Origin of the sequence: Streptomyces paradoxus, assembly GCF_014202475.1 — a bacterium.
In the GTDB taxonomy this organism is placed as follows: Bacteria; Actinomycetota; Actinomycetes; order Streptomycetales; family Streptomycetaceae; genus Streptomyces; species Streptomyces paradoxus.
Map to the genome: position 1 here is coordinate 693,951 of NZ_JACHGV010000002.1, position 18,296 is coordinate 712,246.

The 18,296-nt window shown below is 69.1% G+C and carries 15 protein-coding genes, 1 tRNA gene and 1 pseudogene; 3 read left to right on the forward strand and 14 right to left on the reverse strand.

Features of this window, described 5'->3' with window-relative positions; translation table 11 throughout:
* Positions 1-212 precede the first annotated feature (212 nt).
* Positions 213-288: transfer RNA gene (locus tag HNR57_RS08025), tRNA-Arg, on the forward strand.
* 130 nt (positions 289-418) lie between these two features.
* Here the strand turns inward: HNR57_RS08025 and HNR57_RS39435 are convergent.
* Positions 419-574: a hypothetical protein gene (locus HNR57_RS39435; protein ID WP_246554324.1), complete on the reverse strand. Its 156-nt coding sequence runs from the start codon at positions 572-574 to the stop codon at positions 419-421.
* 296 nt (positions 575-870) lie between these two features.
* Between HNR57_RS39435 and HNR57_RS08035 the strand changes: the two genes are divergently transcribed.
* Positions 871-1,833 carry a D-2-hydroxyacid dehydrogenase family protein gene (locus HNR57_RS08035; RefSeq protein WP_184558300.1) on the forward strand — a complete coding sequence of 321 codons (963 nt, stop codon included), beginning with the start codon at positions 871-873 and terminating at the stop codon, positions 1,831-1,833.
* 162 nt (positions 1,834-1,995) lie between these two features.
* Here the strand turns inward: HNR57_RS08035 and HNR57_RS08040 are convergent, their stop codons facing one another.
* From HNR57_RS08040 to HNR57_RS08085, 10 genes are all read right to left on the reverse strand, one after another.
* Positions 1,996-2,862, reverse strand: coding sequence for a tyrosinase family protein (locus HNR57_RS08040; protein ID WP_184558301.1), 867 nt, complete (start codon positions 2,860-2,862; stop codon positions 1,996-1,998).
* Complete coding sequence (locus HNR57_RS08045) at positions 2,846-3,214, reverse strand: tyrosinase family oxidase copper chaperone (protein WP_376772197.1); 369 nt, start codon at positions 3,212-3,214, stop codon at positions 2,846-2,848. The genes HNR57_RS08040 and HNR57_RS08045 overlap by 17 nt, the downstream gene beginning before the upstream one ends.
* A gap of 680 nt (positions 3,215-3,894) precedes the next feature.
* Positions 3,895-4,983 (reverse strand): LPXTG cell wall anchor domain-containing protein, encoded by a 1,089-nt coding sequence (locus HNR57_RS08050; protein WP_184558304.1) that lies wholly within the window; start codon positions 4,981-4,983, stop codon positions 3,895-3,897.
* Positions 4,984-6,060: 1,077 nt separating this feature from the next.
* Positions 6,061-6,285: a hypothetical protein gene (locus HNR57_RS08055; protein WP_221342173.1), complete on the reverse strand. Its 225-nt coding sequence runs from the start codon at positions 6,283-6,285 to the stop codon at positions 6,061-6,063.
* 501 nt (positions 6,286-6,786) lie between these two features.
* Positions 6,787-7,101, reverse strand: a complete 315-nt coding sequence (locus tag HNR57_RS08060) for a hypothetical protein (RefSeq protein WP_184558307.1) — start codon at positions 7,099-7,101, stop codon at positions 6,787-6,789.
* 783 nt (positions 7,102-7,884) lie between these two features.
* Positions 7,885-8,145 carry a hypothetical protein gene (locus tag HNR57_RS08065; protein ID WP_221342174.1) on the reverse strand — a complete coding sequence of 87 codons (261 nt, stop codon included), beginning with the start codon at positions 8,143-8,145 and terminating at the stop codon, positions 7,885-7,887.
* Positions 8,142-8,390, reverse strand: a complete 249-nt coding sequence (locus HNR57_RS40845; RefSeq protein ID WP_184558308.1) for a hypothetical protein — start codon at positions 8,388-8,390, stop codon at positions 8,142-8,144. Before HNR57_RS40845 ends, HNR57_RS08065 begins: the two co-directional genes overlap by 4 nt.
* A gap of 166 nt (positions 8,391-8,556) precedes the next feature.
* Positions 8,557-8,883, reverse strand: coding sequence for a hypothetical protein (locus HNR57_RS08075; RefSeq protein ID WP_184558310.1), 327 nt, complete (start codon positions 8,881-8,883; stop codon positions 8,557-8,559).
* 580 nt (positions 8,884-9,463) lie between these two features.
* Positions 9,464-10,330, reverse strand: a complete 867-nt coding sequence (locus HNR57_RS08080) for an ABC transporter permease (protein ID WP_184558312.1) — start codon at positions 10,328-10,330, stop codon at positions 9,464-9,466.
* On the reverse strand, positions 10,327-12,990 hold the full coding sequence (locus HNR57_RS08085) for a CocE/NonD family hydrolase (protein WP_184558313.1): 2,664 nt from the start codon (positions 12,988-12,990) through the stop codon (positions 10,327-10,329). The genes HNR57_RS08080 and HNR57_RS08085 overlap by 4 nt, the downstream gene beginning before the upstream one ends.
* Positions 12,991-13,372: 382 nt before the next feature.
* Here HNR57_RS08085 and HNR57_RS08090 point away from each other — a divergent pair, with 382 nt between their 5' ends.
* The gene (locus HNR57_RS08090) at positions 13,373-14,581 is read left to right on the forward strand and encodes a S8 family peptidase (RefSeq protein WP_184558314.1); all 1,209 of its coding nucleotides are present in this window, start codon (positions 13,373-13,375) and stop codon (positions 14,579-14,581) included.
* A 90-nt stretch (positions 14,582-14,671) separates the two neighbouring features.
* Here the strand turns inward: HNR57_RS08090 and mmsA are convergent, their stop codons facing one another.
* The 3 genes and pseudogenes from mmsA to HNR57_RS39445 all read right to left on the reverse strand — a co-directional run.
* Positions 14,672-16,174: a CoA-acylating methylmalonate-semialdehyde dehydrogenase gene (mmsA, locus tag HNR57_RS08095; protein ID WP_184558319.1), complete on the reverse strand. Its 1,503-nt coding sequence runs from the start codon at positions 16,172-16,174 to the stop codon at positions 14,672-14,674.
* A 14-nt stretch (positions 16,175-16,188) separates the two neighbouring features.
* On the reverse strand, positions 16,189-18,072 hold the full coding sequence (gene iolD / locus HNR57_RS08100) for a 3D-(3,5/4)-trihydroxycyclohexane-1,2-dione acylhydrolase (decyclizing) (RefSeq protein ID WP_184558322.1): 1,884 nt from the start codon (positions 18,070-18,072) through the stop codon (positions 16,189-16,191).
* An 86-nt stretch (positions 18,073-18,158) separates the two neighbouring features.
* Positions 18,159-18,272 (reverse strand): annotated as a pseudogene (locus tag HNR57_RS39445) (5-deoxy-glucuronate isomerase); the annotation flags it as partial.
* Between the last annotated feature and the right edge of the window lie 24 nt (positions 18,273-18,296).

Genomic DNA, 18,296 nt, shown 5'->3' on the forward strand with positions numbered 1-18,296 from the left:
CATAACGAGTGCACAACACCCGATGCCTCTGACGCCAAAAGCGATGCACGATTCGTACCTGCCTGCGATTATCAGGACCGCTTCACTGAACCTCCACATCGAGCCACGGAGGCGAAGCAACAGGGACAAGGTCGCGGGAGCCCTATCCTTGTCCCCGGCAACGTCACGGATCGGCCCACACCCGGGCACCCAGACAGAGGCCACCACACCCGGCCCCCGTAGCTCAGTGGATAGAGCAGGCGCCTTCTAAGCGCTTGGCCGCAGGTTCGAGTCCTGCCGGGGGCGCCACCTCCTACCAAAAAAGCCCCAGAGGGGATCTCCCCTCGAGGGCGTTTCGCGTCTCTGCTCCACCCCGTCGGAGCAACCAGCGCTGGTCCGCCAGACCAGCGGTGCGCAGACCGGTTACCGGGGCATGCCCTCAGTAGCGGTGGCCGGGCCAGTGCGGATCCGTCCAGCGGTCACCGCCGGTGAGTCCGAGCAGGCGTATCCGGTGCTGCAGATCCGCCGGTGCGTCCGACTCGTGGAGCCGCACCGCAGCGTGGCCGAGAAGCCACGCGACCAGTTCGGCGCGCATCTCCTCCTCGTCATGCTCGTACCAGCAGACTCTCCACGGCAGGCCGCAGCATCCGGATCGGTGAGGCTCTGCTCCCACCAGGCGTGCAGGAACTCGCGTACCGGATCGGCGTGGTCGTCGGGCCACTGCTCCCAGCGGCCGCGGGCGAAGCCGCTGCGACCGACCGATTGGTCGGTTGATGCGAGAGCCTTCCGGCACCAGCGCCACCGGCGCGATCATGGCCCTCTGGAACCGGATCATGGATCGTCCGTGGGTCGCTCCGGCAAATGACCAACTGGCCGTGAAAGGGGCACGACGTGCGGCTGCGCTGCGCTGTACTGGACGACTTTCAGAAGGTGGCGGCCGAGGTCGCCGACTGGTCGCTCGTCGCGGACGACGTGGAGGTCGTCGCCTTCGACCGGCACATCGAGGGCGAGGACGACCTGGCCGCCGCCCTGGCCGCGTTCGACATCGTGGTGACCCTGCGCGAACGTGTGCCGTTCCCCGGATCGCTGATCACCCGGCTGCCCCGGCTGAAACTGATCGTCGCCTCCGGCATGCGGAACTCCGTCATCGACTACGCGGCCGCCGAGGCATGCGGCGTCACGGTGTGCGGCACGGCCAGTTCCTCCACGCCGCCCGTCGAACTGACCTGGGCGCTGTTGCTCGGCCTCGCTCGCGGCATCGTCGAGGAGAGCGGCTCCCTGCGCTCCGGTGGCCCCTGGCAGAGCACCGTCGGTGCCGATCTGCACGGCCGGCGGCTCGGGTTGCTCGGCCTGGGGAAGATCGGCAGCCGGGTCGCCCAGGTCGGGCTCGCCTTCGGCATGCACGTGAGCGCCTGGAGTCAGAACCTCACCCGCGGGCGCACCGCCGAGATCGGCGTCGAGCTCGCCCCCTCCAAGGAGGACCTCCTCGCGAGCAGCGACTTCGTCTCGGTCCACCTCGCGCTGAGCGACCGTACCCGCGGCCTGCTCGGCCCCGCCGAACTCGCCCTCCTGAAGCCGACCGCGTACTTGGTCAACACCTCACGCGCGGCCATCGTCGACCAAGAGGCCCTCCTCGCCGCCCTGCACGACGGCAGGATCGCCGGCGCCGGCGTCGACGTCTTCGACATCGAGCCCTTGCCCGCCGACCACCCGATGCGCACGGCCCCTCGCCTCCTCGCCACCCCGCACCTCGGCTACGTCTCCCGGGCCAACTACGCGACGTACTACGGCCAGGCGGTCGAGAACATCCAGGCCTTTCTGGCCGGTTCGCCGATACGGCTCCTGCCTCGATGAGGTGCGCCGCCTGGTGACCGCCTGGCCCGGCGGTCACGGCGCCTCCGTCGGCGGCGGCTGCAACCCGCAAGGCCCGGCGGTACGCGCCGACAGGTCTCGCCGTGCCCGTTGGCGCGCCGCGCGTACGCAGCCGCAGCCGTACCCGTACCCGGCTCGTTCGGACTACGCGTACCGGTAGATGTGGCTCTGGTCCTCCAACTGGGCCGGTGTGACGTCCCACGGTGGCATCTTTTGGTTCCGCGCGACGACTCGGCCCCGTTGAGCGTCCCCCCGGGCCAGCGGCTTCGCGGGGAGATAGCGGGCGCCCCGGTGCCGCCGCTGCCAGCGCAACCAGAGAAGGTCCACAAAGGCGTGGTGCATCCAGAACACGGGGTCGTTGACGGACGCGCCACCCATCATGTGGCCGCCGACCCAACGGTGGACCCGGTTGTGGGTGCGCCACGAAGCGGGGCCCCGCCCGGGCCCCCACCCTTCGATCTTGTTGCGGAACCCTTTGGTCGACCCGGAGTGCCACGGTGCCGCGTCGTAGACGGGGTCGTTGAGGGCCCCCTCCAGGTCCTTGGCCACCGGCAGCGCGATCGGATCCCGCGGACGGCCCAGCTCACGCGTGAGGAACTTCGTGTCGGTGACCCCCACTCTGATCGTCCACTTGCCGTTGCGGTGGGCGAAGGGGCCGGACATCACCTGCCGGTCGGATCGCCGCCCGGTGCCGCCGAGCAGGTCATCGGTCCACGGTACGGCCGTCCGCGTACGGTTGCGCGTCCAGTCCCAGTACGGCAGGGTCACCGACTCGTCCACGCGGCGCAGCGCGTTCTCCAGGTCCAGCAGGAACTTGCGGTGCCAGGGCAGGAAGGAAGGCGCCATGTGGGCGGCGCGCAGGCCGCCCTCGCCGTCGGGGGTGTAGTACTCGATGTGCATACGCACGAACTCGTCATACTCTCCGCGCCGTTTGAGCTCCAGCAGCGCGTTGACGAGCCGGCGCCGTTCGGACCGGGTGAGTGTGCTGACGTCCTTACGCGTGTACACCACGGCGATGCTCCCCCTCGGCGTGCCCGTTTCCGTTCGCCGTACGGCTGTCCTCCATGCGACTGTCCCCCTCACCCGGCGTGACCAGCCGTGCGTCGGGGCCGAGTTCGTCGACGGCAGCGCGCGCGGCGGCGAGCGGAGTCGCATACGACTGATAGTGGTCGACCATGCTCATCCAGCTGCCGTCGGCCCGGCGCATCAGGTGCAACGGCCGCCCGTCCACGGTTACGTGCCACGCGCTCCGACCGTCCTCCCCGGGCCGCCCGGCGTCGTACCTGACACCTGCGATGCGGCGCCCGCGGTACGTCTCGTCGAAACGCTCCCCGTCGCCGGCCGGTCCCGGCCCGTTCCCCACCGCTCCCGACGCCCTCGGGGACGTCCCCGACGCCACCAGTACCGGTGCGAGAGCCACCGAGAACGCCGATGCGAACAGCCCCCACAGCACCCGGCGTCGCACCGTGGTCCTGGCGGCGTGTGCTGGCGACTGCGCAGAGTGCGCGGAGCCGGCGGCCACGGGGGTGACCGTCGCGGGCGCCGCGGGGCGCGCTGGTTGTGGCCGCAGTGGTTTGCCGGTTCGCAATGCCTGCCTCTTCCTCGCCCTGAACAGGGCGGTCCACATGACACACGCTCGACGGGCCCCTCGCATGCGCGACGCGATCGGCCCGGGATTCCCTCTCAACTTTGCGCCCACGGTCCGGGATGCTTGCTGACCGCGGTCACGTCTCCGGTGAGTACGGCGCCCCCGGCCTTCGGCGCTTCAAGAGCATCAGCAGGAGCGGCGGTGCCGGCCACACCCAAGGACCCGACTACGAGGGCGACCGCCCGCAGAGACTTCATCGTGTTCCTGTCTGAAACTCGGGGCCACCAGCGGGAATTGCTTCACCACTTTCAACGAGCCCTCGAGCGAGCGGAAACCGGGCAGCCAGAAAATTACGACGCCCCACACGGAAGGTCACCCGAATGAAGGGCACGTCTTATCCGGAACCGACTCGGGTGCCGGACGCCAAGCGTCCGGCACCCGGTAGGGAGTGATCGCTACCGACGGGACAGGACCCGTCCCCGCCGGTACAGGATGACGCCACCGGCCAGCAGCAGCGCGGCTGCGCCCGAGGCCGCGATCACCTCCCCGCCCCCGGTGTCGGGGAGGGAGGGCCGATCCGTCGGCGGCTTGGTGTGCGGGGGAGTCGAGGGCCACGACGTGGGCGGCTGCGTCGCCGGTGGAGTGGTGTGAGGCGGCGGCGTGGACGGCGTGTCACCGTACCCGCCGTCGTCGCCGTAACCGGGTTCCTCGTGGCCGTAGCCGTCGTCGCCGTAACCCGGCTTCTCGTGGCCGTAGCCGTCGTCGCCGTAACCCGGCTTCTCGTGGCCGTAACCCTCGTCGCCGTAGCCGGGCTTCTCTTCGCCGTAGCTAGGCTTCTCCTCGCCGTAGCCCGGCTTCTCCTCGCCGTAGCTAGGCTTCTCCTCGCCGTAGCCCGGCTTCTCCTCGCCGTAGCTAGGCTTCTCCTCGCCGTAGCCCGGCTTCTCCTCGCCGTACCCGCCGTCGTCGCCGTAGCCGCTGTCCTGGGACGCCGACGGCTTCACCTCCGCCGGCAGCGTGCTGGGCTGCGTGGACGGCGTCGCACCGGAGCCGTCCGGCTCCTCCGACTCCTCGCTGCCGTAAGACCCCTCGCCCTCACCGCCGTCCTCGTCCCCGCTCGCGGTGGCGACGCTCTCGTCGTCCCGGCTCTCGTCGCCGCTCTCGTCGTCGCCGTAGTCGCTGTCCTGGGACGACGCCGACGGCTTCACCTCCGCCGGCAGCGTGCTGGGCTGCGTGGACGGCGTCGCACCGGAGCCGTCTGCCTCGTCCGACTCCTCGCTGCCGTAAGACTCCTCGCCCTCACCGCCGTCCGCGTCCCGGCTCGCGGTGGCGACGCGGCTGCTGCCATCCGTGTCATCGCCGTCTTCGCCAACGGGTACGGCAGCCGACTGCTTGTCCTTCAGCGTGGCCAGAGCGCGCTTGACCGCCGCGTCGGCGTGGCTCTTGTGCTCGTCCAAGCCGTCGATGCGAGCGGTGTCGGGGGCGTCGTTCGACCCCTGCGCACTGGTGCCGCTGGTGCAGCCGTTCCCGGAGGAGGGCCCGTTCACGGCTGTCTCACCAGAGGAGCTGCCGCACGCGTTCGTGAGAGCCTCGCCATGCGAGTCCGCCAACGCCGGAATGCCGTACAGGGGCAGAATGCTCGTCGCGGCCGCAGCCACAACCAGCCCCTTGCTCAGTTTCTTTCGCATCGTCGTCTTCCTGCTCAAGGAAAGAGGAAAGGGGAACAGCCGACCCTGGCCAGAAGAGGAAAGCGTCAGGGTAGGCCCGTGCCGCAGCCCGTTCAGCCGACGCGTCAACGAACCTCACCGCTGACGGACTGGCAGGTGCTGCGGGGAATCCGGTACAGGTGCACCGAGAGATCGACTAGGGAGTGACTGGTCGAGATCCAGCTCGCCGAGCTGTACGCCACGGCGCGCGGAATTCGTCAGCGTTTCCCACTCTTCTTGCGGCGGGGGCTCGGGGCGACTTCCCTCCTCCCGTAATTTCTCCTCCGCCTGATTTTCTGGCTGGTCCAGTGATGGGATGCGGTGAAGTGCCAGTACCGACAACCCGAGCACCGGTAGATGCGGTCAGGGGTTTTCTCCAACAATGACTGCTTGACCAGCCAGAGCCTCGCCTCGGATTTGGTACGGAACGACGCTTTCCTTGTATCCGGGCATCGCGGCAAGATGATCATACCACTCACACCGCCTCAAATATGCGTTTCACAACCCCCTTCAACTGAAGGGCCGAACCGATGGTGCATCCGCAGGAAAGCTGCATCAAGCGGGTGACACTCTTATGGGCCAGCCGTCTCCAGACTTCGTCCGTTCGGCCCCTATTGGAAAGCTGATGCGAGTGTGCGTTAATCAGATGACACAAGGACGCCTGGCCCGCGGCTCATAAACTCCCCCGGCCGAGTGAAAAGACGGCCATCGGGAAGGATGGTCGCCTCCGGCCTACATATGATTGACGCCATGGAACGAAAGCGCCCCTCCCTCCGTCAATGAGGATGCTCACCTCATCCGCCCGTCAGGGAGAGACGCTTTCAGGTCGGGCCTCCATCCCGGGGAATCGAGATGAGGCCCCTGACCGTCGAACGGTATTCGAACGATCAAAACCCGTCCCCAGTGGACTCAGGCCGTTCAGACAGCCGCGTCGAGGAGGTCCCCGATCACCACCGAGACCGTGGCCGTAGCGGTGTTGGTGTTGGTGTTGGTGTTGGTGTTGTTGTTCTCGTTCTCGTTGACGATGACGATGCCCGGCTCGTCGCTGCCGTTGTCGTCGTTGTCGCAGGCGGCGCTGGCAGCGGAGGCGGAACCCGCGAGGAGGGCCACCGCAGCGAGGGTCGACGCAGCTCCGCGCTTCATGGTCATACGCATTGTTGTCTCCGTTCCTTTTCTTCCCCGTTGGAAGAACGAAATCGATATTGCCGCGACACCGGAGACCGCACAACTTGAAAGGCCCCCTGGTCCGGAACTTCACTCATATGGCCCTGTGCTGCAGGTTATGTCGATGATCGAGCACTCGGGCCGGCCAACGGAAACGGTGCGCTGCAACGGTGCATCACACGAATAAACCAAGAGGACCGACCGCCACAGGCGACCGGTCTCTAAGGACACATCGAATTACAAATTACCCTGGGACCACTCGGGGCGACTGCAAACGAAATGCGCGGCTCGAGGCCGCGCATTCGCCTTAGCTTGCCACCGTTCGAGCGGAGCTCCTCTTCCTCGGCGGATGAGGATGTAACCCCATCCGCCAGTCAGGGAGAAACGCTTGCAGTTCGAGCCACGATCCCGAGAGAATCGAATGACCGTCGAACTGGACTCGAACGATCACCAGCCCACTGCATTGGGCTCAGCCCAGCGTCACAGAACCGCCAGCAGGAAGCCCAGGAGGCTCGGGTCCGAGGCGCTCTGCGCCGCCGGGGCGGCCGCGGGGGCGGCAGCGGGAGCAGCGGCAGCGGCGTCGGCCTCGTCAATGAGGTCGACCTCGACGTCGGCGGTGGCCGTCGCCGTGTTGTCGTTGTCGTTGCTGTTGGTGTTGTTGTTCTCGTTCTCGTTGACGATGACGATGCCCGGCTCGTCGTCGTAGTCGCCGGCGCTGGCAACCGAGGCGGAACCCGCGAGAAGGGCCACCGCCGCGAGGGCCGACGCAGCCCCGCGCTTGACATTCGTGCGCATTGATATCTCCGTTCTGTGTCTTCCAGGCTGGAAGGACGAAACCAGTATTGCCTCAACTCCGGGGCACGCTCCACTTGGAATGCCCGTGGCTCCGGAACTTCATCCACATGGCCCCCTGGGGAAGATGATATGAGTGCGGAATTCCCAGGTCGCGACGGGTCGATCAACCCATCGGAGTAATGACACCCCGGACGCACCGGTTAACCAACAGAGTTGGGTCACACCCTCGTCCCTCGACCGAGTGCGCGGCCGATGAACCTCCTGCATTGATCCTATTTTTGCTCCGGAGGCAACGCCTTCACTGCGATGGGCAGTTGGCCAACACCTGGAAGGCGGTTCGGGCAATCTCCGTCAGACCGGCCTTGTGTGGCGGTCCAGCAGGGACAGACCGCGGTCAAGCAGGTCAGCCGCATGCCCGCTGACCAGCACATCATTCGGGAGTTCGGCCGCCGGACGTATCCGGAACCCCGGCCCGGACACGGCGGATTCGGCCCGCAGCACGTCCACAGCGGCCACGCAGTCCCCGCCAGGGAGGACGCGTGCGCCACGGTGACAGCGCTACCGATACGCCTGACACATACCGGACTTGAGGGCCGGCCGGACCGGTTCTTGTGCCGGTGATGGCTGAGTTGCTTTCAGGGGGTGTGAGGTACCGGGCTGGAAGTCACCGGTGAGGCGCTCCTGCGGATGAACACGCACATCGACCTCTTCGAGCCGACGGGCCGAAGACGCTGCGGCCGCTGCAGGACGGAGGCGTGGAGGGCTCCGGACGTTTCGTCTGGATCACCGGGCGGACCGGAGGGAGACGCCTGAGATGTGGAGTCCGGCCAGGTGGATGGTCGCGGCCTTCTCATAGCGGGTGGCAATGCCTCGCCGCTGCTTCAGGCGGTTGACGCACCGCTCGACGGTGGTGCGCCGCTCGTGAACCTCACGGTCGAATTCCGGTGGCCTGCTGCCCGGCGTCCCCGGCGAAGCCGGTGCCCGGCCGGGTGCGGGACCGTCCGTGGCGCCGGAGAACACACGGACGGCCATCGCGTCGGTCACAGTGGGCGCATCGCCGGCGGTCCGGCGGTGAGGACGAAGACCAAGGGGCGGCGGTTGCCGTCGGCTGCGCAATGGATCTTCGTGGCCGGTCCGCCGCAGGACCGGCTGATGGCGCGGTCGCCGGCTCGTCGGCCGGGGCCCCGTTCTGCGGGCCCCGGCCGCGCATCGGTGAACGCGCGCACGATCGTGGAGACCACCGAGGATGCCCGGTTCAGGTCCTCGTCGGCGTCGGCCTGGGCCTTCACCGTGGTGAGGACCTGCTCGCATCGATCACCTCATGGTGGTCCCGGCACCGGCCACCTGGCATCGGCAGTCCTCGGCGGTGACTGAGTGCCCGCGAGAGCCGTCGCCCACCCAAGCCTTGTGGAATGGGCGGCGACGACGACGTCAGACGACTGCCGAGGGGCTACGTCAGCCGCAGATCTGGAAGCTCTCACCATCGGTCTTCAGCGTTGCGCAGACCGGCGCCTTGGGCGCGGTGACCGTGATGCTCTCCTCAACACCCGCCTTGACGGTCTTGCTTACGTTCGCGAGTTCCGTGTCGCCGGAGGTGATGCGGACACTGACGGTCCGCGCCTGGTCGCAGGTGACGCTGACCGTGAACTGCTTGGTCACGTTGTTGGTGACCGTGTGACTGCCGATGCCGCAGGGGAAGGGCTGCTGAGGAGCGGCCTGCGCGGGCGCGGCAGCGATGAGCGGTGCTGAAGCCAGCAGCGCGGTGGCCGCAGAACGGAGCATGCGATGAGGCATTGGTTCTCCAGGGTGTTCAATTCGGCCGACCGCCGGGCGGCCAGCCGCTCGATCTCGGCGCGAAATGTTCCTTAAGCGCCTTTGGCGGGAAGATGTGACCACGGTCGGCACGAGCTCTGCAACACGGCGAACCATGGAGATCCGCCACTCGGGTGACGGGGCGTTCGGGATCGCCGTGCCTGCATGTGCTGGGGTGTCGGCTTCCGTCATGACGTCGGTGCCGGCGGGTGTTACGGCGTAGGCCTGCGCGCTACGTACAGGCCAAGTCGACTTGTGGGCTCGGGAGTTGGATTCAGCGCTCGATCGTGTGGCGGGTCGGTTCTCGCGTGCGGTCGGAGTCCTCACCGCTTACGGCGCGACCGCACGCGCCCGTCGGCCGCTTCGGCCGATGCCCCCCGAGGGGGGTCGGGAGCCTCCGAAAGTCCGGGCCGGCTCCGGCAGTTCATCCTGGCCATCGTGGGCCATGCGTTCCCGGGAGTGGTCGGAGCCCTGACCACCGAAAGGAGGGCCGCAGAAACGACACCACCAGCACCATCCGCCAGGCGAGATCCGAAGACTCCCGCACTGGCTAGGACACCACGTCCTTACGGGCGAAACCGCGGAAGGCCAGGGCGAACAGCACGAGCGCGTACGTCACGGAGAGAGCCGTGCCCTGGATCATGTCCGTCCATTGGAGCTGGGGCTGGACCGCGTCGAGCCAGGCATACTGCCAGTGCGCGGGCAGGAAGTCCCGCCAGTCGCCGAGGGCTGTCACCTCGTCGAGAACGTTTCCGATGATGGTCAGGAACACCGCGCCGCCGACGGCACCAAGAGGCGCGTCGGTTCTGGTCGACAGCCAGAACGCCAGGCCGGCGGTGACGAGTTGGGAGACGAGGACGTACGCCACGATGATCACCAGGCGCTGCGCGGCGGTGCCGGGGGACAGTGTGCCCCCGGTGGGGAGCTGTAGCGGGCCCCAGCCGTAAGCGGCCGTGCCGACGGCAAGGGCGACGACCGGAAGCAGCACGAGGGCGGCAAGGCTGAGGCCGAGTGCGACGACGAGTTTGGACCACAGCAGGCGTGCTCGGGGCACCGGCGCCGCGAGGAGGTAGCGCAGGGAGGACCAGCTGGCCTCCGCGGCGACCGTGTCCCCGAAGAACAGCGCCACGGGGATGACGAGCAGGAAACCGGCGGAGGCGAAGAGGTTCACGGCGGCGAAGTTGGCGCCGGACGCCGTGGCCGAGTCCATGAGGTTCACCCGGCCGTTGTCCTGGCCCGGCTCACCACCGATCTGGAAGGCCATGAGCAGGACGAACGGCAGGGCGAACATGATCGCCCCCATGACGAGTGTGCGCCGCCGCTTCAACTGCCTGACCAGCTCCACCCGCAGGGGCAGCGTGCGGCCCGCGCGGTAGCCGGACGCGACCTCCGGGGGATCGGCCACGACGCTGCTCATGCTTCAGCTCCGATCAGAGTGAGGAAGGCGTCCTCGAGGCGCCGGTGGGGGCCTACGGACTCCACGGCGACCTGCAGCTGTACCAGCCCGGCGACCAGGCGTGCAGGGGTTCCGCCGGAGTCGAGGCGGACCAGGAGTCCTTCGTCGGTGCGCACTGCCGAGGCGACGCCCGGCAATGCCCCCACCTTCTCGACGAGGGGCTCGTCCATGGGGGTGGTCGTGCCCACCAGCAGTGTGTCCCCAGAGCCGATGATCTCCGTCACCGGGCCCGCCTGGACGAGCCGCCCGTGGTCCATCACCACCAGGTGGGTGCAGGTCTGTTCGACCTCGGCCAGCAGATGGCTGGAGACGATGACCGTGCGGCCGGCCGCCGCGTAACGGATCATGACCTCGCGCATCTCGCGGATCTGAGGGGGGTCCAGGCCGTTGGTCGGCTCGTCGAGAATGAGCAGGTCCGGCAGGCCGAGCATGGCCTGGGCGAGGGCGAGGCGCTGGCGCATGCCCTGCGAGTAGGTGCGCACCGGGCGGGCGAGGGCGTCGCCGAGGCCCGCGATCTGCAGCGCTCCGTCCAGGTGCGCGTCCTCGGGCGGGCGGCCGGTGGCGCGCCAGTACAGTTCGAGGTTCTCGCGGCCGGAGAGATGCGGCAGGAAGCCCGCGCCCTCGACGAAGGCGCCGACCCGCGACAGCACAGGGGTGCCCGGCCGGATCGCGTGGCCGAAAACGCGGATCTCGCCGCCGTCCGGCTTGATCAGGCCCATCAGCATGCGCAGGGTCGTCGTCTTGCCCGCACCGTTGGGGCCGAGGAGCCCCAGTATCTGGCCCTTCTCCACGCGGAAGGACAGGTCCTTGACCGCGTATCGATCCGTCGACTTGGCGTACCGCTTGGACAGATCCGTGATGGTGAGCGGCACTTCGGCCAGCGCGGGGTCGGGGGTGGGCGCTACCGTGCGGCGTCGTCCACTCAGCAGCAGCGCCAGTGCGACGACCGCGCCGGCCGGCGGCATCCACCACACCCAGGCGGGCAGCGGGCCCGCACCGCCGGTCCGGCCGAGGGGCATCGGTACCTTGAGCTCGCTCTTGAGGGAGACGGTGTACGTCGCCGGAGTCGTCGGGGAGGCGTAGCCGAGGTCGGTCGAGGCGAGGACCAGGCGGAGCCGGTGACCGTCGGCCACCTCGTGGTCGATGGCCGGGAGGGTGACGCTCACGTCCTTGCCGGCCTTCGCGCCCTCCACCCTGAGGGGCGTGACGAGTTGCGAGGGCAGCACCGGCCGGGTGCCGTCCCGGCCGACGTCGTACAGCTTCGCGAAGAGCACGGCGTCGTCGCTGGTCGACGTCACGCGGACCGTCACCGTCGGCGAGCCGGTGATCTGCGTGTCCTCCCGGAAGGGCGCCGACTCGAACGCGGCGAACTGGCCCGGGAAGTCGAGGGCCACCCCGATGCCGAGTGAGGACAGCTGGGAGAGGCCGCCCGCGCCGCCGAGGCCGGGCAGGGCGGAAACGCCGGGCGGATTGGCACCCGCCGGGTTGTCGAGGCGCTGCTCGCGCCCGGTCAGGGTGACGGAGTGCTGGTCACTCTTGAGGCCGGGGTAGGTGTCCTCGGTCACGCCGGTCAGCCTTGGCTCGCCGTCGCCGGTGCCGGTGCCGACGGTGCGCGCGACCCGGAAGGCGGGGCCGGTGTCGGCGCCCTTCTCGTCCTTGAGGTAGCGGTCGAACCACGTCCGTACCCGGGCCTGGACGCGGCTGGTCTCCGTGTCGCCGCCGTCGTGACCACCGGCGATCCAGTCGACGTCGACGGGGGCACCGCCCGCGCGGATCGCCTTCGCTGCGGCATCGGCCTGGTCCAGCGGGAAGAGGGAGTCGGTCTGGCCCTGCATCAGGAGGGTGGGCACCTTGATGCGGTCACCGACGGCGGTCGGTGAGCGTTTCTCCAGCAGTTCGCGCGCCTCGGCGTCCGGCTTCCCTGATGCGGCGACGCGTTCGTACATCCGGCACAGCACGGGCTCGAGCCTCCGGCATCCGCCACCGGTGTTGACGAAGATGCCGGCCCACAACTTCTTGAACACGCCGTTCGGGAACAGCGCGTCCGCGAGGTTCCAATACGTGATCGACGGGGCGATGGCGTCCACCCGGTCGTCGTGGCCCGCCGCCAGCAGCGCGATCGCGCCGCCGTAGGAGGCGCCCGCCATGCCCACGCGCGGGTCGCCGGGCTTGTCGAGCTCGACCTGGGGCTGCTCGGCCAGCCAGTCGATGAGCTTCGAGACGTCGGCCACCTCGCCCTGGGGGTCGTTCAGCCCGATCTTCCCCGTGGACCTTCCGAAGCCGCGCGCCGACCAGGTCATCACCGCGTACCCGTCGCGGGCAAGGTCCTCCGCCTGCCGCCGGACATCGTCCTTGCTGCCGCCGAAGCCGTGCCCGAGCAGGACGGCGGGGCGGCGGCCGCCCGAGCCCGCGGTGAAGTACGAGGTGTCGACGCGTACCCCGTCGCCCATGGTCATGAGCTGGTCGGCGTGGTGCACCGGGGGCGGGTCGTCGGAGGCGACGGCCGACGTCACCGTCCATGTACCCGCACCGGCGAGCAGGACGACGGCGGACGCGGCAGCGATGAACCGTCGCCGTCGCCGTGACCACAGGCCCCGCAGTCCGGGCAGTCGAAGATTCATGCGTCAACGGTAAGGGCTCAACCTGTCGGCAAGTTGTCGACCAGAGAGCGAACCCCCACCCCTCCCCGAGGAGTACGGCTTCTCCGTGCGTACTGCAGGCGTGGTAGGAAGCCGCTCTTGAGCGACTGTCAGGCGTGAGTGGGCCCCCTGTTCCGGCCACTGCGACCGGCCCGGGGAGCCGACCGCCACGCTCACGGCCCTTCAGGCCCGGGCCGTCGCCCGATGCCACGAGCGCAATCGACATGGCCAGGAGGACCTGTTGGTGATCTGTAAGCCCTTAGTGGTCATTAAGGATCAAAAGGACTAATACCGCATCGTACTGACCAAGCGCCAGGTCATCCTCGAATTAGCGTCAGCCAACACGTCAGGAAGGCCCTTCAGGATGCGCGAAATCTTCACCGCCCGGCGGCGGATCGTCGCAGCGGTCGCCGCCGTGGCCGCGGCAGCCGCCATCGGGAGCGGTACCGCTCTGCCCGCCCAAGCCACCCCCTCCGCAGGAAGGATTCTGCAAGAGGACTCCGCCAACGCGGTCGAGAACAGCTACATCGTCGTACTGAAAGAGTCCGCGGGGTTCAGGGCGAACTCCACGAAAGGCGAAGATCTGGTGGCCAAGTACGGCGCCACCGTGGACTGGACCTACGACGCCGTACTCAACGGCTACGCCATCCGTATCAGCGCCTCGGGAGCGAGGAGTTTGGCGGAAGACCCGGCCGTCGAGTTCGTCGAGCAGGACCGGATGGTCCACCTCGAGGCCACCCAGTACAACCCTCCGTGGGGCCTGGACCGCATCGACCAGCCCCGGCTCCCGCGCAACCTGATGTACTCGTATCCGGACACAGCGGGCAAATCCGCGACCGTGTACGTGATCGACACGGGAGTGCGCATCACTCACACCGAGTTCGCAGGGCGCGCCAGGCACGGCTACGACTTCGTCGACCGTGACACCAACGCCTCTGACGGCAACGGTCACGGAACACACGTCGCCACCACGGTCGCCGGCAAGACGTACGGCGTGGCGAAGCAGTCCAAGATCGTGTCGGTACGCGTGCTGGACAACAACGGGGCCGGCACCCTCTCCGGTGTCATCGCGGGCGTCGACTGGGTCACGGTGCGTCGCGTCCGGCCCGCGGTCGCCAACATGTCGCTGGGCGCCGGCGTCAGCACGTCGCTGGACACCGCGGTGAGGAACTCCATCGCCTCCGGTGTCACGTACGCGGTGGCCGCCGGCAACTCGAATGCGAACGCCGACACCACCTCACCCGCCCGGGTGGGTTCTGCCCTCACCGTGGGGGCCAGCACCTGGACCGACAGCCGATCCAGTTTCTCGAACTACGGTGCCCGGCTCGACATGTTCGCCCCCGGCTCCCTGATCACCGCCGGCTGGCACACCAGCGACACGGCGACGACCACGCTCTCCGGCACCTCCATGGCGGCCCCCCATGTCGCGGGAGCCGCGGCCGTCTACCTCACCTCGCACCCCAGCGCCGGTCCGGCGACCGTGCACAGCGCCCTCGTGAACGGGGCCACGACCGGAGTCCTCAACAACATCGGGACCGGATCACCCAACAGGCTTCTCAGACTCGTGCCGTAGATGATCGACTCCCGAGACCCGGTGTCGAAGGCGGCCCGCAGTACGGGCCGCGTCCGGTGTGGCCTTTGCGCCTGACTGCTTGACGGGAATTCAGTGGTTGCGCGGGAAGCCCAGGTCGACGCCCGCCGGGGCGTCGGCCGGGTCGGGCCAGCGGGTGGTCACGACCTTGCCGCGGGTGTAGAAGTGCGTGCCGTCGTTGCCGTAGATGTGCAGGTCGCCGAAGAGCGAGTCCTTCCAGCCGCCGAAGGAGTGGTAGCCCACGGGGACCGGGATCGGGACGTTCACGCCGACCATGCCGGCCTCGACCTCCAGCTGGAAGCGGCGGGCCGCGCCGCCGTCCCGGGTGAAGATCGCGGTGCCGTTGCCGAACGGAGAGGCGTTGATCAGGTCCAGCGCCTCCTCGTAGGTCTCGGTGCGCAGCACGGTCAGCACCGGGCCGAAGATCTCGTCCTGGTAGGCCTTCGCGGACGTTGGCACCTTGTCGAGCAGCGAGATGCCGATCCAGTGGCCGTCCTCGAAGCCGTCGACGGTGTAGCCGGTGCCGTCGAGGATCACCTCGCAGCCCTCGGCCGCGGCGCCCTCGACGTAGGAGGCCACCTTGTCGCGGTGGACCTTGGTGATGAGCGGGCCCATCTCGGAGGCCGGGTCGTCGCCGGGGCCGATCTTGATCTTCTCGGCGCGCTCGCGGATCTTCTCCACCAGTTCGTCGCCGATCGAGCCCACCGCGACGACCGCGGAGATGGCCATGCAGCGCTCACCGGCGGAGCCGTAGGCCGCGGAGACGGCGGCGTCGGCGGCCGCGTCGAGGTCGGCGTCGGGCAGAACCAGCATGTGGTTCTTGGCGCCGCCGAGGGCCTGGACGCGCTTGCCGTTGGCGGAGGCGGTGGTGTGGATGTAGCGGGCGATCGGGGTCGAGCCGACGAAGGAGACGGCCTTGACGTCCGGGTGCTCCAGCAGGCGGTCCACGGCCACCTTGTCGCCGTGGACGACGTTGAAGACGCCGTCCGGCAGGCCCGCCTCCGACAGCAGTTCGGCGATCTTCAGCGACGCCGACGGGTCCTTCTCGGACGGCTTCAGCACGAAGGTGTTGCCGCAGGCGATGGCGATGGGGAACATCCACATCGGCACCATGGCCGGGAAGTTGAACGGGGTGATGCCCGCGACGACGCCGAGCGGCTGGCGGATCGAGGCGACGTCGACGCGGCTGGCGACCTGCGTGGACAGCTCGCCCTTCAGCTGCACGCTGATGCCGCAGGCCAGGTCGACGATCTCCAGGCCGCGGGCGACCTCGCCGAGGGCGTCGCTGTGCACCTTGCCGTGCTCGGCGGTGATCAGCTCGGCGATCGCGTCCCGGTTGGCGTCCAGCAGCGCGCGGAACTTGAACAGGATCGAGGTGCGCTGGGCCAGCGAGGACTGGCCCCAGGTCAGGTAGGCCTCCTTGGCTGCGGCGACCGCCGCGTCCACCTCCTCGACCGAGGCGAACGCGACCTTCGTCGTCACCTCGCCGGTCGCCGGGTTGGTCACCGGCCCGTGCGTGCCCGAGGCGCCTTCGACGGTCTTGCCGCCGATCCAGTGGTTGACGATCTTCGTCATGGCCGGGAACTCCTTCACAGATGGCGGCGTCGGGTGGAGACGTGCCGTTCGTACAGCTCACGTGCCTTGACCGCGGACGGCCGTGTCGCGGTCTCGGCCACGGGTACATCCCACCAGGCCTGCGCGGGAGGCGCGCCCGACACTGTGTCTGCCGTTTGGGTCTCGACGTAGACACATGTGGGAGTGTCGGCCGCCCGGGCCTCGGCGAGGGCCTCCCGGAGGTCCCGGACGGTCTTCGCGCGCAGGACGCGCATGCCGAGGCTGGCCGCGTTGGCGGCGAGGTCCACGGGCAGCGGCGGCCCCGTGTGCGAGCCGTCCTCGGAGCGGTAGCGGTAGGCGGTGCCGAACCGCTCCCCGCCCACCGACTCCGACAGCCCGCCGATGGACGCGTAGCCGTGGTTCTGGATGATCACGACCTTGATCGCGATCGCCTCCTGGACGGCGGTCACGAGCTCCGTCGGCATCATCAGATACGTGCCGTCGCCGACCAGCGCCCACACGGGCCGGTCCGGGGCGGCCAGCTTCACGCCGATGGCGGCCGGGATCTCGTAGCCCATGCAGGAGTAGCCGTACTCCAGGTGGTACTGGTCGGGCGAGCGGGTGCGCCACAGTTTGTGCAGGTCGCCGGGGAGGGAGCCGGCTGCGTTGATCAGGATGTCCGACGCGTCGGCGATCTCGTCCAGGGCGCCGAGGACCTGCGGCTGGGTCGGGCGGGTGTCCGGTTCCTCCACCTCGTAGCAGGCGTCGACGCGCTGCTCCCAGCGCTCCTTGTCCTCGGTGTACTCGGTGGCGTAGCTGCCGACGACCCGGTGCGCGTGCAGGCGCAGGGCGTCCGTGAGCTCCTGCAGGCCGCTGCGGGCGTCCGCGACGAGGGGCCGGCCGGCGAGCTTGTGGCCGTCGAAGGGGGCGATGTTGAGGTTGAGGAACCGCACCTCCGGGTTGCTGAACAGCGTGCCGGAGGCGGTGGTGAAGTCGGTGTAGCGGGTGCCGACGCCGATCACCAGGTCGGCGGTGCGGGCGAGTTCGTCCGCGGTGGCCGTGCCCGTGTGGCCGATGCCGCCGACGTCCTGGGGGTGGTCGTGGCGCAGGGAGCCCTTGCCGGCCTGGGTGGAGGCGACCGGGATGCCGGTGGTCCCGGCGAACTCGGCGAGGGCCTCCTCGGCGCGGCTGTGGTGGACGCCGCCGCCCGCGATGACCAGGGGCCTCTTCGCCGCGCGGATCGCCCGCACGGCCTCGGTCAGTTCCGCCGGGTCGGCGCCGGGACGCCGTACGGTCCAGACGCGCTCGGCGAAGAACTCCTCGGGCCAGTCGTACGCCTCCGCCTGCACGTCCTGGGGCAGGGCGAGGGTGACGGCGCCGGTCTCGACGGGGTCGGTGAGGACGCGCATCGCGTTCAGGGCCGAGGGGATGAGGGCTTCGGCCCGGGTGATCCGGTCGAAGTACCTCGACACCGGGCGCAGGCAGTCGTTGACCGACACGTCGCCCGCGTAGGGCACTTCGAGCTGCTGGAGGACCGGGTCGGCGGGGCGGGTGGCGAACACGTCACCGGGCAGGAGCAGCACCGGCAGGTGGTTGATGGTCGCGAGGGCCGCGCCGGTGACGAGGTTGGTGGCGCCCGGGCCGATGGAGGTCGTCACCGCGTGCGTGGACAGGCGGCCGGACTGGCGGGCGTAGCCGACGGCCGCGTGCACCATGGCCTGTTCGTTGCGGCCCTGGTGGTACGGCATCTCCTCGGCGTGCTCCAGAAGCGCCTGGCCGATGCCGGCGACGTTGCCGTGGCCGAAGATGCCCCAGGTGGCGCCGATGAGCCGCTGGCGGACACCGTCGCGTTCGGTGTACTGGGCCGCCAGGAAGCGCACGAGCGCCTGCGCGACCGTCAGCCTTGTCGTCGAGGTCATCGGTGTCCCTCCCTCTGGGTGGTCACGGATACGCGACGGCCATGGCGAACGTTCACGGGGCGAGGCCGCGTACGCCTCGTCGGGGAGACCTCCGGCGCGGGGCCGTAGCGGGCGGGGAGTTGTCGCTCGCACTTCGCTCCTGCCAAAGCAAAGCGGCCTCCCGCGCCGGAGGCGATCTGGGCCCGGGACCTGCCCGGGAGAGGGAACTCGTGGTCTTTCGTGCT

Coding starts and splice junctions, on each gene's coding strand:
- HNR57_RS08075 (WP_184558310.1), bottom strand. CDS start 8,883: ATGCTCCGTTCTGCGGCCACCGCGCTGCTGGCTTCAGCACCGCTCATC.
- mmsA (WP_184558319.1), bottom strand. CDS start 16,174: ATGACGAAGATCGTCAACCACTGGATCGGCGGCAAGACCGTCGAAGGC.
- HNR57_RS08090 (WP_184558314.1), top strand. CDS start 13,373: ATGCGCGAAATCTTCACCGCCCGGCGGCGGATCGTCGCAGCGGTCGCC.
- HNR57_RS08080 (WP_184558312.1), bottom strand. CDS start 10,330: ATGAGCAGCGTCGTGGCCGATCCCCCGGAGGTCGCGTCCGGCTACCGC.
- HNR57_RS39435 (WP_246554324.1), bottom strand. CDS start 574: ATGCGCGCCGAACTGGTCGCGTGGCTTCTCGGCCACGCTGCGGTGCGG.
- iolD (WP_184558322.1), bottom strand. CDS start 18,072: ATGACCTCGACGACAAGGCTGACGGTCGCGCAGGCGCTCGTGCGCTTC.
- HNR57_RS08055 (WP_221342173.1), bottom strand. CDS start 6,285: ATGAAGCGCGGAGCTGCGTCGACCCTCGCTGCGGTGGCCCTCCTCGCG.
- HNR57_RS08060 (WP_184558307.1), bottom strand. CDS start 7,101: ATGCGCACGAATGTCAAGCGCGGGGCTGCGTCGGCCCTCGCGGCGGTG.
- HNR57_RS08085 (WP_184558313.1), bottom strand. CDS start 12,990: ATGAATCTTCGACTGCCCGGACTGCGGGGCCTGTGGTCACGGCGACGG.